Genomic DNA, 15437 nt, shown 5'->3' with positions numbered 1-15437 from the left:
GGGGCCTTGGGCCCCTCGCAATGACGAAAAGAACTCACAAATCGTCAGCCTTCATCGCGAAGATCGGGCGATGCGGTTCATAGGCGGCCATGGCATCCAGCAGATCGGACATGGTTTCGCGCGCGATCAGGATGCCCTGATGGGCCGGGCGGACGAAGCCGGTTTCGGCCATGTGGCGATTGAAGGCGATCAGGTGATCGTAATAGCCGAAGGAATTGAGCAGCCCCACCGGCTTGGTGTGATAACCCAGCTGTGCCCAGCTGACCGCTTCCCACAATTCATCCATCGTGCCCACGCCGCCGGGAATGGTGACGAAGCCGTCCGACAAATCGGTGAAGGCTTTCTTGCGTTCATGCATGCCTGAAACGACGTGCAATTCGGTGCAGTCCGTATTGGCGATTTCGCTGCTGGACAGGGCATCGGGGATCACGCCGATCACTTCGCCGCCAGCCTCCAACGCGCCGCTGGCCACGGCGCCCATCAGACCCAGCCTGCCGCCGCCATAGACCACGCCGATACCGCGCGCGGCAAGGGTGGCGCCCACTTCGCGGGCAAGCTGGAGATAGCGCGGATCGGCGGGCGAGGCAGACCCGCAATATACGGCAATACGGCGGATCATTCAGGGGCTTCTTCCGTCAGCGCGCCTTCGGGCGCGGGGATTTCCCGACCGCACAGCGCCTTGAAATAGATCGCTTCGGAACTGCCGTAATTCACCGGATGAAATTCCGCGCCGGGGGTGGAACTGGCGGTGGCGACAACATCGCCCTGCAGCAGCCGGATGCCGCGGATCTTCGCCGTCTCGCCCGCGCAGTTCACAGCCACGTCGGTCTGCATCGTGCCGTTGGGCAATTCCTTGCGGAAAGTGGCCAGCGTCACTTCGCTGGCGCCGTCCAGCGCCTTGGCAATGCTGTCCGTGTCGAGTTCCACGGCGATGTCGCCGCTCAGCCGCTCCACCTCTTCCCATTTCGCGGCGGAAAGCGCGGTGGGTGCGGCCAGCAGGGCAATCGCACAAAGGGCGGGAAGCCGTTTCATTCCTTCATATCCTCCAGCATCAGCTTGGCCGTGGCCTTGGCGCTGCCCACTACGCCGGGAATGCCGGCGCCGGGATGGGTTCCTGCCCCTACCAGATACATGTTGTGGATTACATCGTCGCGGTTGTGGCCGCGGAACCACGCGCTCTGCGTCAGGATCGGTTCAAGGCTGAAGGCGCTGCCGACATGGGCATTGAGGTCCAGCGCGAAATCGCGCGGGGCGTAATGGAACTTGGTGACGATCCGGTCATGCAGATCGGGGATCAGCCGCCGGGCCACTTCGTCCAGAATGCGCTTTTCCAGCACCGGGCCGACCTGTTCCCAGTCGATCGGCAGCTTGCCCATATTGGCCACCGGCACCAGCGCATAGAATGTGCTCTTGCCCTCCGGTGCCATGGACGGATCGGTCACGGTCGGGTGGTGGAGATAGATCGAGAAATCGGCCGGCAGCACGCCATGTTCGTAAATATCGTCCAGCAGGCCCTTATAGCGCGGGCCGAACAGGATCATGTGGTGGGGGATGCCCGGCCATGTGCCTTCGATCCCGAAATGGACCACGAAGAGGCTGGGCGAAAAGCGCTTCTTTGCCAGCGATTTGGCTTCGTCCACCCCGCGCTTGGTACCGCCCAGCAGATCGCGATAGGTGTGCATGATGTCGGCATTGCTGGCGACGGCGTTGAAGCGTTCCTTCCAGCCGCTGACGGTTTCTACCTCGCTGGCCACCGTGCCCACGGTGTGGATCGCCTTTACCGGATCGTGCAGCCGGATCGTGCCGCCCAGCCGCTCGAAATGGCGGACCATGGCTGCGATAAGCCGGTTGGTGCCCCCGCGCGCCCACCACACGCCGCCATCCTTTTCCAGCTTGTGGATCAGGGCGTAGATGCTGCTGGTGGTCATAGGGTTGCCGCCCACCAGCAAGGTGTGGAAGCTGAACGCCTCGCGCAGTTTCTCCGACTGCATGTATTTCGAAACGATCGAATAGACCGACCGCCATGCCTGGTATTTGGCTAGCGCCGGGGCGGCCTTGAGCATGGAGGCGAAGTCCATGAAGGGCACATGGCCCAGCTTCACATAGCCTTCGTGCCATACGCCTTCGGAATAGCGCAGGAAGTCCTCGTAGCCGGTGAGATCACCGGGGGAGATGCGGGCAATTTCCGCCTGCAGCGCCGTTTCGTCATTCGAATAATCGAAATTCGTGCCGTCGGGCCAGTTGAGCCGATAGAACGGCATGACCGGCATCAGCTCGATATCGTCGTCCATCTCATGCCCGGTCAGCGCCCACAGCTCGCGCAGGCACATCGGATCGGTGATGACGGTGGGTCCGGCATCGAAAGTGAAGCCATCCCGCTCCCAGAAATAGGCACGCCCGCCCGGCTTGTCGCGTGCTTCCACCACAGTGGTATCGACGCCAGCCGATTGCAGGCGGATCGCCAGCGCCAGCCCGCCAAAGCCCGCGCCGATGACGCAGGCCTTCTTGCCGGGATAGGGAACCAGGTCGGGGGTCATGCGGCCTCCTGCCCGTTCATTGGTGGGCCTTTCTGCAGCAATGCGCCAAGCGCGCGGGTGAGGGGAACCGGCGGCTTGCCCATGAGGATGCGCGCCTTGTCGAGCTGTGTCGAGCGCCCGGCATAAAATCTCTCGATCAGGCCCTGCTGGAGGCCATAGAACCGCTCGAAAATGCGCCAGCGCTGGGCCGGGTCGGCGGCGCCGAACAGCATCTTGCCCAGCAGGCGATAGAAGCCGGTGTCGCGCCAGTGATGGCGTGCGCGGCCTTCCAGCATGGCGGCCATCTGGTCTGCCGGAAGGTCCGCATCGCGGGCGATGGCCAGCGCCGTCTCTACCGCGAAAGGCAGGGTGTAGGATGTCAGCGGGTGAGTGAAGCCCGCCAGCGTGCCCGCGCGGCCCACGCCTTCCACCCGGCGTTCGGCCTGATAGGCGGCAAAGTCTCCGCCGGTAATCACTGGCAGCACGCCCGTTTCGGAACCCAGCAGCGCTCCCTCCCAGCCGTGGCGCGCGCAATAGGCGTCGATCCGGCCGGACAGCAGGCTGCGGTCAAGCAGCGGGCTGTCCGCGTAATAGGTATCTTCGATGAAAAGGTCGTGGCTGGACAGGGGCAGGACATAGACGAAGCGGTATGCGCCCGGATCGGCAATGCCCACCTGTTCAATGGTGCTGTCCATGATTATCGGCCGATCCACACCATGCGGATCGTCGGTGCGCATGTGGCGGCCAAGGAAGACCTGCCAGCCGCCGGTGAGATGGGCCGATTTCGGCTGGCCCCGGCAATCGATCACCACGCGCGCGCCGATCCGCTCGCCATTGTCCAGGATCATGCCTTCGCGGTCCACCGTCACAGCCTCGCGCCCGGTGCGGATCGCGCCTTCGGGCAGTATGCGGCGTAGCCCGGCGTCGAATTCCGCCGAGGCGAGCGAGCGGTAGGGGGAGGAAAGCGTACGCACGCGGCCGGGAAAGGCCACGTCATAGCCATTGTCCCACTCCACCTTGCGGAAGGGGTGGAGCAGGGCGGCGCCTTCGGGTGAAAGATCGCTTTCGAACCAGCTCCAGCGATGATTGCCGCCCAGCACCTGCTGCGCTTCCACCAGCACTACGGATATTTCCGGCCGGGTGCGTGCCAGCGCGGCTGCAATCAGCCCGCCCGCCAGCCCGCCGCCCACAATGGCAATATCGAAATGGCGCCCGCCCATGGCAAAGGCTTTAGCCGATGGGGCGGCTCGTGCAATGCCCGGTGGGTGACCTGTCGCTATTCGGCAAGAAGGCTTTCCTCGAACTGCCTGAACGTATCTTCCAGCGCGGCGTTGATCCGGGCGTCTTCTTCCGGCGTCAGTGGCTCGTTCTCCATCGCTGCGCGCGCAGCGACGATCTTTGGCTGCAGCGTGCCCAGCTTGGCGAAGGCGGGGCTTTTTCTGGCCATCGCATTCAGTTGCGCCCGTTCTTCGGGGGTGAGCGCCAGATAGCCTTTGACGCCTGCTGTCCGCAAATCTCTGGAAACGGCATCGGCGGGAACGTCCTGATCGGGGGCGTCACCGATGGCGCGCAAGGTTGATTCGCCAGTATAGCTCTTGCTGGCGTGGCCCATCAGCTTGTGGCCAAGTTCCGAATTGTAGAGCGCCGAAAGCTGGTCGGCTTCCTCCACGGTCAGGCCCTCTTCCAGAACGGCGATCATTTTGGGGTAATAGGCCACCCGCACCCGTTCGGAATAATCCACCAGGATCGGACGGAAACTGGTCCGCAAATTGTCCATCAATTGCGGGTCCATTTCTTCCAGAAGGGTAATTTCCGGAACCTGCCGCCTGATCTCGCCAACGACCCCGTCGAGCAGGTTCTCCGTCATCGCGGTCTCGTCCATGCTGCCCTGCATCGCGGCATAGAGTTCCTCATAGGGGCTCTTCTCGGCAGCCGGAGGCTGCGCGGCAGGCTCCTCAGCGGCAAGCGGAGCAAGGGGGGCAAGCAGCGCAATCGCCAGCGGGGCGAAGAAGCGGGTGAGGGGGCGAACCGGATAGCGGATGAGCATGCGGGGAGGATTAGGGGGCGAAAATGAAAAGGCAATTGCGTGTGCTTGCGGATGGCCCCCATCCGGTGCAGTCAGCACGCATGACATCCCTGCTCCCCCATCGCCGCGCCTTGTTCGCCGCACTGGCAGTGGCGGCGCTGGTGCTGGCGATCCTGCTGGCGATGCACCGCCCGGTGATGTGCGAATGCGGCACGATCAAGCTGTGGCACGGGGTGGTCCAGTCTTCCGAAAACAGCCAGCACATTACGGACTGGTATTCTCCCAGCCACCTGATCCACGGCCTGCTGTTCTACTTCTTCGCCCATATATTGTGGCGCCGCCTGCGCCTGTTCGGCGGTGTGCCCACGCGCTGGGCACTGCCCATCGCCATCGGGTTCGAAGGCTTCTGGGAAGTGCTGGAAAACACCCCCTTCATCATCAACCGCTATCGCGAGGTGACGGTAAGCTGGGGCTATGCGGGGGACAGTATCGTCAATTCCATGTCGGACATCGGCTGGATGACCCTGGGCTTCCTGCTCGCCAGCCGCTTGCCGGCATGGGCCAGTGTGGCACTGGGCGTGGGGCTGGAACTGTTCACGCTGGCGATGATCCGCGACAATCTGACGCTGAATGTGCTGATGCTGGTCTGGCCGGTTGACGCCATTGTCCAATGGCAGGCAGGCGCCTGACAGGGCCGGGCGAAAAGCACCGAAACCGGCGCTGGACAGTGTCCCGGCTGGGCCTTACTCACATGCTCAAACACTCCCCCCAAGCGGAGGTGACCGAGGATGCTGAATAGTTTCGACCCCACTGCGTGGAGCGCCGCGTTGCTGGGCCTGTTTGCCGCTTTTGCCGCCGTGGGCGCCCTGCGCCAGCCGGGCATCTGGCGCACCATGATCGAAGAGATCGACAAGTCCCCCGCGCTGCAATTGCTGAGCGCGGCCGTGGAACTGACCTTCGGGGCGGCGATCTATCTGGTGAACCCGTGGGATTCGGGCGACATCGTTACTTGCGTGATGAAGGGCATCGGCGGGTTGATGATGATCGAGGCACTGGCCGTGGCCGGTTTCTCGGACCTCTATTTCCACCTCTGGCTCAAGAACCTCGCCGCCATGCACCGCGCATGGGCGGTGGTGACCCTGCTGGCCGGGCTGACCCTGGCGGTGTCGGGCTTCATGCGGTTTACCTGAGTGAGAGCCGGGGCAGGGCCGCGTAGGCTTATGCCGGCTTCTGCAATTCGTAGAGGTTTCCCAGAGGCGGTCTGTCCGCTCGCGGCAGCGTTTCAGAGGTTTGCACCATCGTCATCCTGAACTTGTTTCAGGATCTATTTCTCCGGATCGAGCGTCGCCCGTGAGGATGGATGGATGCTGAAACAAGTTCAGCATGACGAGTATAGTGATTTGCGCTTCCCGCCCCAGCTTGCCGAATGTCTCCGTTCCAGCCACGATCCTCTGTGGACGTTCAAGTTGCACTCTATTTTTGCCGCCATTGGAGATAATGCGATGATCTTCACGCCTTTGGTGGGATTTGCCGCGGTTGCATTTGCTCAAGCACTGGTTGCCGGCGATACCCCTGCTGAGGCCGAAGCAGTTAGATTGGAGAGATTTTTGGCCGCAGTTGATGCTGGCGAATTGGATACTGTCGGGGCCTTGCTTGGTCGGATCATGCCGTGGCTTGAAGACCCCGATTTTACTGACGCGGCATCATATGTAGATCGCGTCGCAGATTGTTCGCTCTCCAAGGTTAGGCCACTGTCAGAAAGTAATCATCTCTACCGTGTGGATTGGGATTGCGAGGACGGTCAATTTTACCAAATGATTGACCCAGCAACTGATGTGCCGCGTTTCATTGTAACTGGTCTCAATGCAGAGAATACACCGACTTTAATTCCACCTCCTCCGCTTTCAATCCCTCGCTCTGGGCAATGAAGAATTGAGGGATGGCTGACCGTCGTCTCATTCCCGATTAGCTCGAGCTGCGTAAACGCACGCAAGACTGGGTTGATATTCAAGAAAGTCCGTTTCCAACCCCAATTCAGCCATTCCCCTCGCGATAGGCATTCCCGAAAGCGGACGATCGGTCAGGCCGAAATCTGCCGCGCGACCTACGGCTTCAACGTCTTCTCCCGCTGCGGATAGACGTCATAGGTCTTGCCGCGCACCGTGATCGTTTCTCCCTTGAAGGCGCGTAGATTGGCGTCGCGGGCGCGGTGGCCGGTGATTGTGGCCGTATCACCCGCCTTGGCCGCTTCCGGACCGAAGCCGGAACCCTGCGCCACTATGGGCGGGGAAAGGTCCACTTCCCACAGCCCTTCATCGGTGCGCAGTTGCAGGTGCATGTGCGGATTGCCGAAGCTGATCGAATGGATCGTGCCGGACAGGCGGCTTTCCTTCTCTTCCGTCCAGCCCCAGCCGTGATGGGCCATGGCAGTGGCGGGCAGGGCCAGTGCGGCGGCTGCGGCCAGCAGGCGGCTTGCGGAAACGCTCATGGCGTGTCTCCCTTTCACTTCTCCCGTGAAACGAAAGATAACACGCATTTCGGCGTGCCGCGAGGGGCGGCGGGTGGAGCGGTCAGGCGCGTTGGCGCGGCGGCTGGGCCAGCCCCGGAATGCCTGCCGTCAGCACAGCTTTCCAGCCGCGCTTGCTCCGTTCGATCAGGGGGCCGATGGCCAGGCAAATGCCCACCACGCCAAGGAACGCGGCCAGCACGTGCAGCGGGTTCTTCACGTCATAGCCGGTGGCGGCATGGGCAAAGCGCAGCATGGGATAATGCAACAGGTAGAGCGCGAAGGTCGATTGCGCGGCGAAGCTGATCGGCCTGCGCAGCGGTTCCAGCCATTTCTCCAGCGAGGATGCCAGCCCATGCGCGCCCAGGAAATTGAGCGCCACGAACGGCCCGATGAACCAGCTGGCCATGAACTCGTCCGAAAAGCCGAGGTAATTGACCACATTGTCCGGCCCGATCAGCCAGGCAGTGATCAGCTTGAGCATGTCGGGCGCGCCGCTCCAGCGGAACCAGCCATAGAGCGCGATGGAGCCGAAGAAGGCCAGCGCCGCCTTGTCCGCCGTCAGCGCGGCACAGCGTGTGCGTTTCCACGTCCACACGCCCAGCCACCAGATCGGCGCCAGCAACAGGATCTTCGGCCCGGCCAGCAGCACCAGCGCCCCGGTAACCGCAATGCGTTTCCAGCCGGTGAGGTAAAAGGCCGCCGCGAAGATGGCGTAATAGACGGCTTCATATCCCAGCGACCACCACGGCCCGTTGCTGAAGGGGCGGATGGAGGAAAACCACAGTTCGTTCGTGAAGGTCAGCGCGCGCAGCGCCCGCCACACGGGATCGCTGCCCTGATACCACCATTGCGCATAGGCTGCCGGATCGAGCGAGCGGCCCCATTGGTCGATCAGGATAGTGATCGCCAGCGCGGGCACTGCAACCGACCACAGCCGCGCAAGACGGCTGGCGGCATAGGCGCCCAGCGTGGTTTCCTTCTCATGCGCGACATGGGCGATGACGAAGCCGGAGAGGACGAAGAACACCATCACCGCATCGTTGCCCAGCAGGCGCCAATATTGCAGCATCCCGCCGCTCAACTCGGCATAGGCAAGGTGCGTCACCACCACTACCAGCGCCGCAGCGAAGCGCAGCAGGTCCAGATAAAGGGAAAGCCCCCGGTTCATTGGCCCGGCAGGGAAGATGCCGCTTCGGCCTGCGCTTCAGGCAGGGGCTGCGGCGCGCTTTCTTCCGGCGCGGCGGTTGGCGCGCGGCGGCGCAGGGTGCCCCAAGCATAGGCAAAGGGTTCCAGCAGCGCCGCGCCCAGATTGGGGTGGGGCTGCACAGCCTCGTCACCAATGCCGAATTCCAGCTCCTCGCGTTCCTTCGGCAGATAGATCGTGCCCAGCAACCAGTCCCAGATGGCCAGCACCTCGCCGTAATTGCGGTCAAAATGGCGGGGGGCCTTGCTGTGATGGATCTGGTGCAGGGCAGGGCTGACCACGATCCGGTCCAGCACCGGGCCATAGGATAGCCAGATATGGGTGTGGCGCAGGCTGGCCGCGCAATAGGCGAACAGGATGAAGGCCAGGTTGGTGCCTGCCAGTACGGCCAGTTCCGTCTTGCCGCCGAAGAAATAGAGGATCACCCCCTGCACCGGGGCCACAAGCGCGCAGTCGATCGCGGCGCCGAGCAGGGAATAGACCGGATGCTTGCGCTCCAGCGTCAGCGGGTTCAGTTCCTCGGCCGAATGATGCACCCGGTGGAACGCCCAGAGGAACGGCACTTCGTGCGACAGGCGGTGCGTCACATAAGTGCCGAAATCGAAGGCCAGCAGCAGCAGCAGGGCAAGCAGGCCGGTTTCCAGCGCGCCGGACGTGCTTTCGCGCACCGGGCCGAAGGCGGCAGTCAGCCCGCCGGAAATGGCGGTGGCAACAGCCGTGACGGACAGCAACAGCCCGGCCCAGCGCGCCGGTTCCAGCAGGCGGCCGAACAGGAATACCTGCAAATCCACCGCGAAAGTGCGCGACCAGTAGACGCGGCGCGGAAAGGCATGGCGCAGATAGGCCAGCAGCGAAAAATTCTCGCGCCCGAAATAATGGCGATAGGCCAGCATGCCGATCAGCCAGCCCACGATCAGCGCCAGCAGGCCTGTGCGCGCCCATGGCGAAACAAGGTCCAGCGCCAGCGCCTGGCTTGTGTCGGCAAGATAATCAGCCAGCTTTTCCAACATTGCCGCTTCCCGTGGCCGTTCCGTGGGGCCGTTTCCCCACGCCCTCGCGTGTCTGCGCCCTAGAGCATTCCTCCATGCCCGAACAGCGTTAGCACCGGGTTAAGAGGCATTGCGGCGCAGGGCCGCTTGCCGCCGCGCGTACGAACGCCTAGGTTGCGACTCATCCCCGGGGAGCCATGCCGGTCCGCTTGCGGACCATGGGCTGAGAGGTGGGCGTTGCGCCCCACGACCCGTCGAACCTGAACCCGTTAACACGGGCGGAGGGAGTGGACGGCGCCCGCCCTGCGATTGAAGGCCCGCCATCCGCTCATCCGCCTGAATGGAGAGCATGCATGGCCGACATCAATTCCCCCATCGAAATCGGCGTTACCACCGGCCCGATCCGTGGCAGCCGCAAGATCCATGTGGGGCCGCTGGGCGTGGCCATGCGCGAGATCGATCTGGAGCCTTCCAGCGGCGAACCGCCGGTGCGCGTCTATGACACCTCCGGCCCCTATACCGATCCCAAGGCGCAGATCGACATTGCGAAGGGCCTGCCCCAGCTGCGCCGCCAGTGGCAGCTGGAACGCGGCGACGTGGAAGAATATGCCGCGCGCGAAGTGAAGCCGGAAGACAATGGCCAGCTCGGCCCGGATCGTTCGGGCGGCGTGCCCGCCTATCCCAACGTCCACAAGACGGTGCTGCGCGCGAAGCCCGGCGCGAACCTTAGCCAGATGCATTATGCCCGCCGGGGCATCATCACGCCCGAGATGGAATATGTCGCCACGCGCGAAAATCTCGGCCGCGAAATGCTGCGCGAATATATCCGCGACGGGCAGGATTGGGGCGCTGCCATCCCCGATTACGTCACCCCTGAATTCGTGCGCGAGGAAGTGGCGCGGGGCCGGGCGATCATCCCCAGCAACGTCAACCACCCGGAATGCGAACCGATGGCCATCGGCCGCAACTTCCTGGTGAAGATCAACGCGAATATCGGCAATTCCGCCGTTGCCAGCGATGTGGCCAGCGAAGTGGACAAGATGGTCTGGTCCATCCGCTGGGGCGCGGACACGGTGATGGACCTTTCCACCGGCCGCAACATCCATGACACGCGCGAATGGATCATCCGCAACAGCCCCGTGCCCATCGGCACCGTGCCGATCTATCAGGCGCTGGAAAAGGTGGGCGGCATTGCCGAAGACCTGACCTGGGAAATCTTCCGCGACACGCTGATCGAACAGGCCGAACAGGGCGTGGATTACTTCACCATCCATGCCGGCGTGCGCCTGCCCTATATCCCGCTCACCGCCAAGCGCGTGACCGGCATCGTCAGCCGTGGCGGCTCGATCATGGCCAAGTGGTGCCTGGCGCATCACAAGGAATCGTTCCTCTACGAACATTTCGACGAAATCACCGAGATCATGAAGGCCTATGACATCGCCTATTCGCTGGGCGACGGCTTGCGCCCCGGCTCCATCGCGGATGCGAATGACGAGGCGCAGTTCGCCGAACTCTACACGCTGGGCGAGCTGACCAAGCGCGCCTGGGAACAGGATGTGCAGGTGATGATCGAAGGCCCCGGCCATGTGCCGATGCACAAGATCAAGGAGAATATGGACAAGCAGCTGGCCGCCTGCGGCGAAGCCCCGTTCTACACGCTCGGGCCGCTCGTGACGGATATCGCGCCGGGTTACGACCACATCACCAGCGGCATCGGCGCGGCGATGATCGGCTGGTATGGCACGGCCATGCTCTGCTACGTCACGCCCAAGGAACACCTCGGCCTGCCTGACCGGGACGATGTGAAGGTGGGCGTGGTCACCTACAAGCTGGCCGCCCATGCGGCAGACCTTGCCAAGGGCCATCCGGCAGCCAAGGTGCGCGACGACGCGCTGAGCCGCGCGCGCTTCGAATTCCGCTGGCGCGACCAGTTCAACCTCTCGCTCGACCCGGATACGGCCGAGCAATATCACGACCAGACGCTGCCTGCCGAAGGCGCCAAGACGGCGCATTTCTGTTCCATGTGCGGGCCGAAGTTCTGTTCGATGAAGATCACGCAGGAAGTGCGCGATTTCGCGGCGAAGCAGAATGCCCCCATCGAGACCTTCACGGCCGCTGAAGAAGCCGAGGCAGGGATGCAGCAGATGAGCGAGAAATATCGCGAAATCGGCAGCGAACTCTACATCGGCGCGGGCGGCCGCGAACACGATTGACGCTGACCGGCCGGATGCCGCATCCCGTGGCATCCGGCGTCCTGCCGGGATTCGCTTTCCACCTTTGCTTTTCGGAGCATCTGCATGGCGAAATTCCCGGCCCTGTTCGGCGCGGCCACTGCCCTTGCGCTCACCGCACTGGGAGGCACGGCCCAGGCTGAAATGAGCGACGCCTCGATCGAGGCTTATAATCGCCTTGCGGACACGGCGAATGCCGACAAGCAGCAGATGCAGCGCGAACTGGAACTGATGCGTGCTGCGCCGACCACGGCGGAGCAATGCCAGCATATCGAGAACATCCGCGAGCTGGGCTTCGACGCGTTGGCCTCGCTCAATATGATGAAGCAGCTCGCCTCCAGCTCCGACGATCAGTCCAGCTATGACAGCGCGCAGCAGGCTTTCGAAGAGCTGGAAAGCCAACTCGCCAAGGTCCGCGCACTCAGGGATCAGCGCTGCTCCTGAACGCCTGCGGACATCGGCAGGTGGAGGGCATTCGGTGACGGGCCTGGCGAACACGATTGACGCTGACCGGCCGGATGCCGCATCCCGTGGCATCCGGCGTCCTGCCGGGATTCGCTTTCCACCTTTGCTTTTCGGAGCATCTGCATGACGAAATTCCCGGCCCTGTTCGGCGCGGCCACTGCCCTTGCGCTCACCGCACTGGGAGGCACCGCCCAGGCGGGGGAAATGAGCGATGCCGCGATCGACGGCTACAATCGCCGGCTGGAGGATGTGAAGGCCGATAGGGCGGGGATGTTGCGCGAGGTGGAGCTGATGCGCGCCGCGCCCACCAAGGAGGAAGTCTGCCAGCATATCGAGACTATGCTCGACTACGGCTGGGATGCGCTCGCCTCCCTTTCCCTGATGATGCAGAGCGCCACCGCCTATGACGATCAGCAGGCCTACGATCAGGCGTGGAACGCCAATGAAGAGATGGAAGACCAGATGGACCGCATCATCGAGCTGCGGAACAAGACCTGCCGCTGAACGGAGCGTTCCGATGAAAGCCTCCCGCCTCGCAACGCTTGCCACCATCCTGTGCGCAGCCATGCCTGCCGTGGCCCATGCGCGGGACTGGCATGAGGAATATAACGAACTGGTCGCCCGGCGGGATCGCTACCTCACCCTTCTCAAGCAGTCAGAGGCGCTGATGCGCGAATCTCCCAATGTGGAGACGGCATGCGCGCATCTGCGCGACACCATCGGCTATACGCGTTTCGCCAAGGTCACGGTGACGGAAGCAAAGAAGCTGGCCGAAGAGAATGGCGACTGGTTGACCGGCGACGAAGCCACCCGCGATCTCGCCCAGTTCGTTTCGGCGGATGAGCGGTACACCAAGATGCACCGAGACGTTTGCGGCGGCGAGCCGAGCTGGGAGTGACGGCACAAGGTCCCGCTTGCCCCGCGCCATCGTGCCCGGCACAAGCATGCGAGATACTTCGCGAAAGCCCCCTATGCGCCGACTGGCCGCAATTTTCCTGCCGCTCTCGCCGCTGTTCCTCATGGCCGGGGCCCAGCCAGCCGCCGCGCAGGGGGAGAGCTTCTACGTCCAGCAGTATAATTCCGCGTCCAGGGAACTCGCCCGGAACTTCAGCGAGCTTGAAAGCCTGCGCAGCCGGATGCGGGTGGAGCAGGATTTCACCGTGGGCTGCGGCCTGCTCAGCAGCGTGATCTACCGGCTCGAGGAAATGCAGCGCATCCTCAAGAACATGCTCGGATATCTGGACCAGCTGGGCGATGTGGATGCCTACAATTCCTCCGTCACGGATTACAACAATCTGATCGAGGATTTGAACACCTCGCGCGACGATTACGCGAGGTTGTGCGCTGATCGGTAGGGAATCCACGACCCAGTAGGTCTGCGTAATTGCACCCCGCGCGCGCTCTGGCATCGTCTGGGGCAGCAGGGGGGGGCGGTGATGGCGCGCAAGGTTTACGAAGGTGAAGAGGATTACGGCCCGCCCGAATATGGCGTGCGTTCCAGCGACATCGGCAGCTTCCTGCCTGAAGGCACCTATCGTCCGTTGCCCATCGTGTGGTTTGCCGCTGCGTGGTTGCTCCAGATCTTTGCGTTGCCGGTGATGTTCTTCAGTCTGCTGACCACTCACCCGGCGATCAACATCATCGCCTGCGGACTGCTGACCTACGCCATTGGCCGCTGGACCTTCCGGCGAGGCATGGCCGGCGCAGGAAATGGCTGGAGGATATTCACTGTGCTGGCTCTGGGCTTCAACTGGGTGGTGGTGAGCGTGGCGGCGCTGGCGTTATATTGGGACGCTGCCGGGGCGGGGTGAGGTGTCGAATAGCCGTCATGAATGCTCGACAACGAGTTTCCCGTAAATTTTTTCCGTTAGCACTTAATTATCGTGAAAATATGTAACCTGGACTTATTCGACATGGCTAAAACTTGGGCGTCAATGTCACCACTATTTAAGTCCATGAATTTATAAGATATTTTATGGCGGTGGAAAATTTTCCTCCATTCTTGACGTTTGAGTGAAAAATTGATTCAAGGCTAACGAAACTTTTGATGAGGTCAGACTGATGCCTCTCAATGATTTAGACCGAGCTTTTCGTGTCGTTCTCGCTGCGAAGCAAAGCAGGCGTGAGAAATTCTTTAGAAAGAAAAGTACCGCTATTTTCCTAAGTGATAAAACTATTAATAGATTTTCTGTTAATATTATACTTGGGTCTAAGAGGTTGATTGAGTCAAATTTGAACGTGTCCTGCTACATTTGCGGTGGTGGATATGGCTGCTTGACGTTTGAATTGGGTTCTGATGAGCCTATTTTCAATGCGAAGAGCATTCTTGGCTTGGTTGATCAGGATTATTCTCGAGAGTATCTTTCGGAAATTGGTATTTTCTCTATTTCTTTCAGGGGTGTGGACGGGGATGGAGCAACTAGCAAAGAAGAGCTTCTCTATTCTCGTAGCTCTTCCAGAAGAATTTAATTCAGTTATCGAGGTGTTCAGTGAATATTTGACACCTGGGCCAAAAGGATCTTCGGAAAGATTTGGGATAATAGATAGATCTGATGCCGAAATAGAAGGAAAATTCTCTATCAGGCATTGCAAGGCTATGGCTAACACATGGTCTGCCGCGGCGACTGCTGCAATTCTTGCGGAATATGAGCCTGATGTATTGATTTTTATCGGCATAGCGGCTTCGTTACAGCCAAAGCATGTCAGGTTGGGTGACGTGGTTATTGCGGACGGGTTGCGCAGCAGGGCATTTCAGAAAATTTGTGACCTCGCGGATGCGCAAGATGATCCATCGTACGCTGAGTATGATAAAAAGTTCGCGCTTCGCGTTCAATCGCCTGATTTACCGAGCATTTCTCCGCGGACGCGGCAGTTGGTTCAGAAATCCGCGAAATCGCTGAAGTGCGACCTTTCTTCTCCAGAAATAGAAGATATTATATTAAATAATGTTCCGGGATCAAAGGGGTCTTCCAATAGGTCGTGTAAAGTTCATTGCGAGCAAATATTTTCATGGGATTTAGTGTTGGATAGCGTTAGCTATAGGGATGGAATATTGAAATCTGAGGGGAAAGCCTATGCTCTGGATATGGAGAGTCTGGGCTTTTATTCGGTCGTAGAGGAGTGCGCGTCGGTGGGTCGTTTTATCACAGATGCGATCGTTTTTAGAGGCATTTCTGACTATGCGGCTTTCAAGGCTCCGTCTGGAGCGGCTACGCATGACTGGCGTAAGGTTGCGGTTCAAAATGCGGCTCGTTCTGCCTTGGAATTTCTCAAAACAGCCGACCTTAAAAATGTAGGTTCAAAAGAATTTTAGGCATATATATTTATATTGTATCGAAAAACATATTCATATAAATTTTAAATCATAAGTTGAATTTTGTATTTTTGGTTACGTACTTTTTGAGGGCGCGCTGGGTGCGTGTTCGCGCGTCAAAAGGCTTAACGCCTGCCTTCAAACACCTTTCCTACACACCCCATCCTGTGGCTTATCCTGCCGG

Annotated in this window: 19 protein-coding genes and 1 riboswitch; of the genes, 11 read left to right on the top strand and 8 right to left on the bottom strand. The window is 60.9% G+C overall.

Translation table 11 applies throughout. The features are described from left to right. Positions 1–34: 34 nt before the first annotated feature. The 5 genes from SZ64_RS10880 to SZ64_RS10860 are packed head-to-tail and all read right to left on the bottom strand — an operon-like array spanning position 35 to position 4563. The gene (locus SZ64_RS10880) at positions 35–616 is read right to left on the bottom strand and encodes a TIGR00730 family Rossman fold protein (RefSeq protein WP_054532201.1); all 582 of its coding nucleotides are present in this window, start codon (positions 614–616) and stop codon (positions 35–37) included. Then, positions 616–1032, bottom strand: a complete 417-nt coding sequence (locus SZ64_RS10875) for a hypothetical protein (RefSeq protein WP_054530847.1) — start codon at positions 1030–1032, stop codon at positions 616–618. The genes SZ64_RS10880 and SZ64_RS10875 overlap by 1 nt, the downstream gene beginning before the upstream one ends. Then, the gene (locus SZ64_RS10870; protein ID WP_054530846.1) at positions 1029–2537 is read right to left on the bottom strand and encodes a phytoene desaturase; all 1509 of its coding nucleotides are present in this window, start codon (positions 2535–2537) and stop codon (positions 1029–1031) included. Before SZ64_RS10870 ends, SZ64_RS10875 begins: the two co-directional genes overlap by 4 nt. Continuing rightward, positions 2534–3736: a lycopene beta-cyclase CrtY gene (crtY, locus tag SZ64_RS10865; protein WP_054530845.1), complete on the bottom strand. Its 1203-nt coding sequence runs from the start codon at positions 3734–3736 to the stop codon at positions 2534–2536. The genes SZ64_RS10870 and crtY overlap by 4 nt, the downstream gene beginning before the upstream one ends. A 56-nt stretch (positions 3737–3792) precedes the next feature. Next, positions 3793–4563 carry a hypothetical protein gene (locus SZ64_RS10860; protein WP_054530844.1) on the bottom strand — a complete coding sequence of 257 codons (771 nt, stop codon included), beginning with the start codon at positions 4561–4563 and terminating at the stop codon, positions 3793–3795. 80 nt (positions 4564–4643) lie between these two features. Between SZ64_RS10860 and SZ64_RS10855 the strand changes: the two genes are divergently transcribed. From SZ64_RS10855 to SZ64_RS18625, 3 genes are all read left to right on the top strand, one after another. Then, positions 4644–5231 (top strand): DUF2585 domain-containing protein, encoded by a 588-nt coding sequence (locus SZ64_RS10855; protein WP_054532200.1) that lies wholly within the window; start codon positions 4644–4646, stop codon positions 5229–5231. A 99-nt stretch (positions 5232–5330) separates the two neighbouring features. Continuing rightward, positions 5331–5732 carry a hypothetical protein gene (locus SZ64_RS10850; protein ID WP_054530843.1) on the top strand — a complete coding sequence of 134 codons (402 nt, stop codon included), beginning with the start codon at positions 5331–5333 and terminating at the stop codon, positions 5730–5732. A gap of 174 nt (positions 5733–5906) precedes the next feature. Beyond that, entirely contained in the window at positions 5907–6470 is a 564-nt protein-coding gene (locus SZ64_RS18625) for a hypothetical protein (RefSeq protein WP_156313621.1), read from the top strand. A 176-nt stretch (positions 6471–6646) separates the two neighbouring features. Here the strand turns inward: SZ64_RS18625 and SZ64_RS10845 are convergent, their stop codons facing one another. From SZ64_RS10845 to SZ64_RS10835, 3 genes are all read right to left on the bottom strand, one after another. Next, complete coding sequence (locus tag SZ64_RS10845) at positions 6647–7030, bottom strand: DUF6152 family protein (RefSeq protein ID WP_054530842.1); 384 nt, start codon at positions 7028–7030, stop codon at positions 6647–6649. Between the two features lie 82 nt (positions 7031–7112). Then, positions 7113–8219 carry an acyltransferase gene (locus SZ64_RS10840; RefSeq protein WP_054530841.1) on the bottom strand — a complete coding sequence of 369 codons (1107 nt, stop codon included), beginning with the start codon at positions 8217–8219 and terminating at the stop codon, positions 7113–7115. Further along, positions 8216–9265 (bottom strand): sterol desaturase family protein, encoded by a 1050-nt coding sequence (locus tag SZ64_RS10835; protein WP_054530840.1) that lies wholly within the window; start codon positions 9263–9265, stop codon positions 8216–8218. Before SZ64_RS10835 ends, SZ64_RS10840 begins: the two co-directional genes overlap by 4 nt. Before the next feature lie 157 nt (positions 9266–9422). Beyond that, a riboswitch (TPP riboswitch) is annotated at positions 9423–9549 on the top strand. 48 nt (positions 9550–9597) lie between these two features. Between SZ64_RS10835 and thiC the strand changes: the two genes are divergently transcribed. From thiC to SZ64_RS18295, 8 genes are all read left to right on the top strand, one after another. Continuing rightward, positions 9598–11457, top strand: a complete 1860-nt coding sequence (gene thiC / locus SZ64_RS10830; RefSeq protein WP_054530839.1) for a phosphomethylpyrimidine synthase ThiC — start codon at positions 9598–9600, stop codon at positions 11455–11457. An 84-nt stretch (positions 11458–11541) separates the two neighbouring features. After that, positions 11542–11919, top strand: a complete 378-nt coding sequence (locus SZ64_RS10825; protein ID WP_054530838.1) for a hypothetical protein — start codon at positions 11542–11544, stop codon at positions 11917–11919. A gap of 144 nt (positions 11920–12063) precedes the next feature. Continuing rightward, positions 12064–12444 (top strand): hypothetical protein, encoded by a 381-nt coding sequence (locus SZ64_RS10820; RefSeq protein WP_054530837.1) that lies wholly within the window; start codon positions 12064–12066, stop codon positions 12442–12444. Between the two features lie 13 nt (positions 12445–12457). Beyond that, positions 12458–12838 carry a hypothetical protein gene (locus SZ64_RS10815; protein ID WP_054530836.1) on the top strand — a complete coding sequence of 127 codons (381 nt, stop codon included), beginning with the start codon at positions 12458–12460 and terminating at the stop codon, positions 12836–12838. Positions 12839–12884: 46 nt separating this feature from the next. After that, the gene (locus SZ64_RS10810; protein ID WP_156313620.1) at positions 12885–13295 is read left to right on the top strand and encodes a hypothetical protein; all 411 of its coding nucleotides are present in this window, start codon (positions 12885–12887) and stop codon (positions 13293–13295) included. 81 nt (positions 13296–13376) lie between these two features. Next, positions 13377–13751 (top strand): hypothetical protein, encoded by a 375-nt coding sequence (locus SZ64_RS10805; RefSeq protein WP_054530834.1) that lies wholly within the window; start codon positions 13377–13379, stop codon positions 13749–13751. A 250-nt stretch (positions 13752–14001) separates the two neighbouring features. Then, complete coding sequence (locus SZ64_RS18755) at positions 14002–14409, top strand: hypothetical protein (RefSeq protein WP_162225113.1); 408 nt, start codon at positions 14002–14004, stop codon at positions 14407–14409. Beyond that, on the top strand, positions 14351–15253 hold the full coding sequence (locus SZ64_RS18295; RefSeq protein ID WP_162225112.1) for a hypothetical protein: 903 nt from the start codon (positions 14351–14353) through the stop codon (positions 15251–15253). The genes SZ64_RS18755 and SZ64_RS18295 overlap by 59 nt, the downstream gene beginning before the upstream one ends. The last annotated feature ends 184 nt before the right edge of the window (positions 15254–15437 follow it).

It is taken from the genome of Erythrobacter sp. SG61-1L (assembly GCF_001305965.1).
Classification (GTDB): domain Bacteria; phylum Pseudomonadota; class Alphaproteobacteria; order Sphingomonadales; family Sphingomonadaceae; genus Andeanibacterium.
This window is presented reverse-complemented; position numbering and strand designations above follow the sequence as displayed.

Coding starts and splice junctions, on each gene's coding strand:
- SZ64_RS10875 (WP_054530847.1), bottom strand. CDS start 1,032: ATGAAACGGCTTCCCGCCCTTTGTGCGATTGCCCTGCTGGCCGCACCC.
- SZ64_RS10870 (WP_054530846.1), bottom strand. CDS start 2,537: ATGACCCCCGACCTGGTTCCCTATCCCGGCAAGAAGGCCTGCGTCATC.
- crtY (WP_054530845.1), bottom strand. CDS start 3,736: ATGGGCGGGCGCCATTTCGATATTGCCATTGTGGGCGGCGGGCTGGCG.
- SZ64_RS10860 (WP_054530844.1), bottom strand. CDS start 4,563: ATGCTCATCCGCTATCCGGTTCGCCCCCTCACCCGCTTCTTCGCCCCG.
- SZ64_RS10855 (WP_054532200.1), top strand. CDS start 4,644: ATGACATCCCTGCTCCCCCATCGCCGCGCCTTGTTCGCCGCACTGGCA.
- SZ64_RS10850 (WP_054530843.1), top strand. CDS start 5,331: ATGCTGAATAGTTTCGACCCCACTGCGTGGAGCGCCGCGTTGCTGGGC.
- SZ64_RS18625 (WP_156313621.1), top strand. CDS start 5,907: ATGCTGAAACAAGTTCAGCATGACGAGTATAGTGATTTGCGCTTCCCG.
- SZ64_RS10845 (WP_054530842.1), bottom strand. CDS start 7,030: ATGAGCGTTTCCGCAAGCCGCCTGCTGGCCGCAGCCGCCGCACTGGCC.
- SZ64_RS10840 (WP_054530841.1), bottom strand. CDS start 8,219: ATGAACCGGGGGCTTTCCCTTTATCTGGACCTGCTGCGCTTCGCTGCG.
- SZ64_RS10835 (WP_054530840.1), bottom strand. CDS start 9,265: ATGTTGGAAAAGCTGGCTGATTATCTTGCCGACACAAGCCAGGCGCTG.
- thiC (WP_054530839.1), top strand. CDS start 9,598: ATGGCCGACATCAATTCCCCCATCGAAATCGGCGTTACCACCGGCCCG.
- SZ64_RS10825 (WP_054530838.1), top strand. CDS start 11,542: ATGGCGAAATTCCCGGCCCTGTTCGGCGCGGCCACTGCCCTTGCGCTC.
- SZ64_RS10820 (WP_054530837.1), top strand. CDS start 12,064: ATGACGAAATTCCCGGCCCTGTTCGGCGCGGCCACTGCCCTTGCGCTC.
- SZ64_RS10815 (WP_054530836.1), top strand. CDS start 12,458: ATGAAAGCCTCCCGCCTCGCAACGCTTGCCACCATCCTGTGCGCAGCC.
- SZ64_RS10810 (WP_156313620.1), top strand. CDS start 12,885: ATGCGAGATACTTCGCGAAAGCCCCCTATGCGCCGACTGGCCGCAATT.
- SZ64_RS10805 (WP_054530834.1), top strand. CDS start 13,377: ATGGCGCGCAAGGTTTACGAAGGTGAAGAGGATTACGGCCCGCCCGAA.
- SZ64_RS18755 (WP_162225113.1), top strand. CDS start 14,002: ATGCCTCTCAATGATTTAGACCGAGCTTTTCGTGTCGTTCTCGCTGCG.
- SZ64_RS18295 (WP_162225112.1), top strand. CDS start 14,351: ATGGAGCAACTAGCAAAGAAGAGCTTCTCTATTCTCGTAGCTCTTCCA.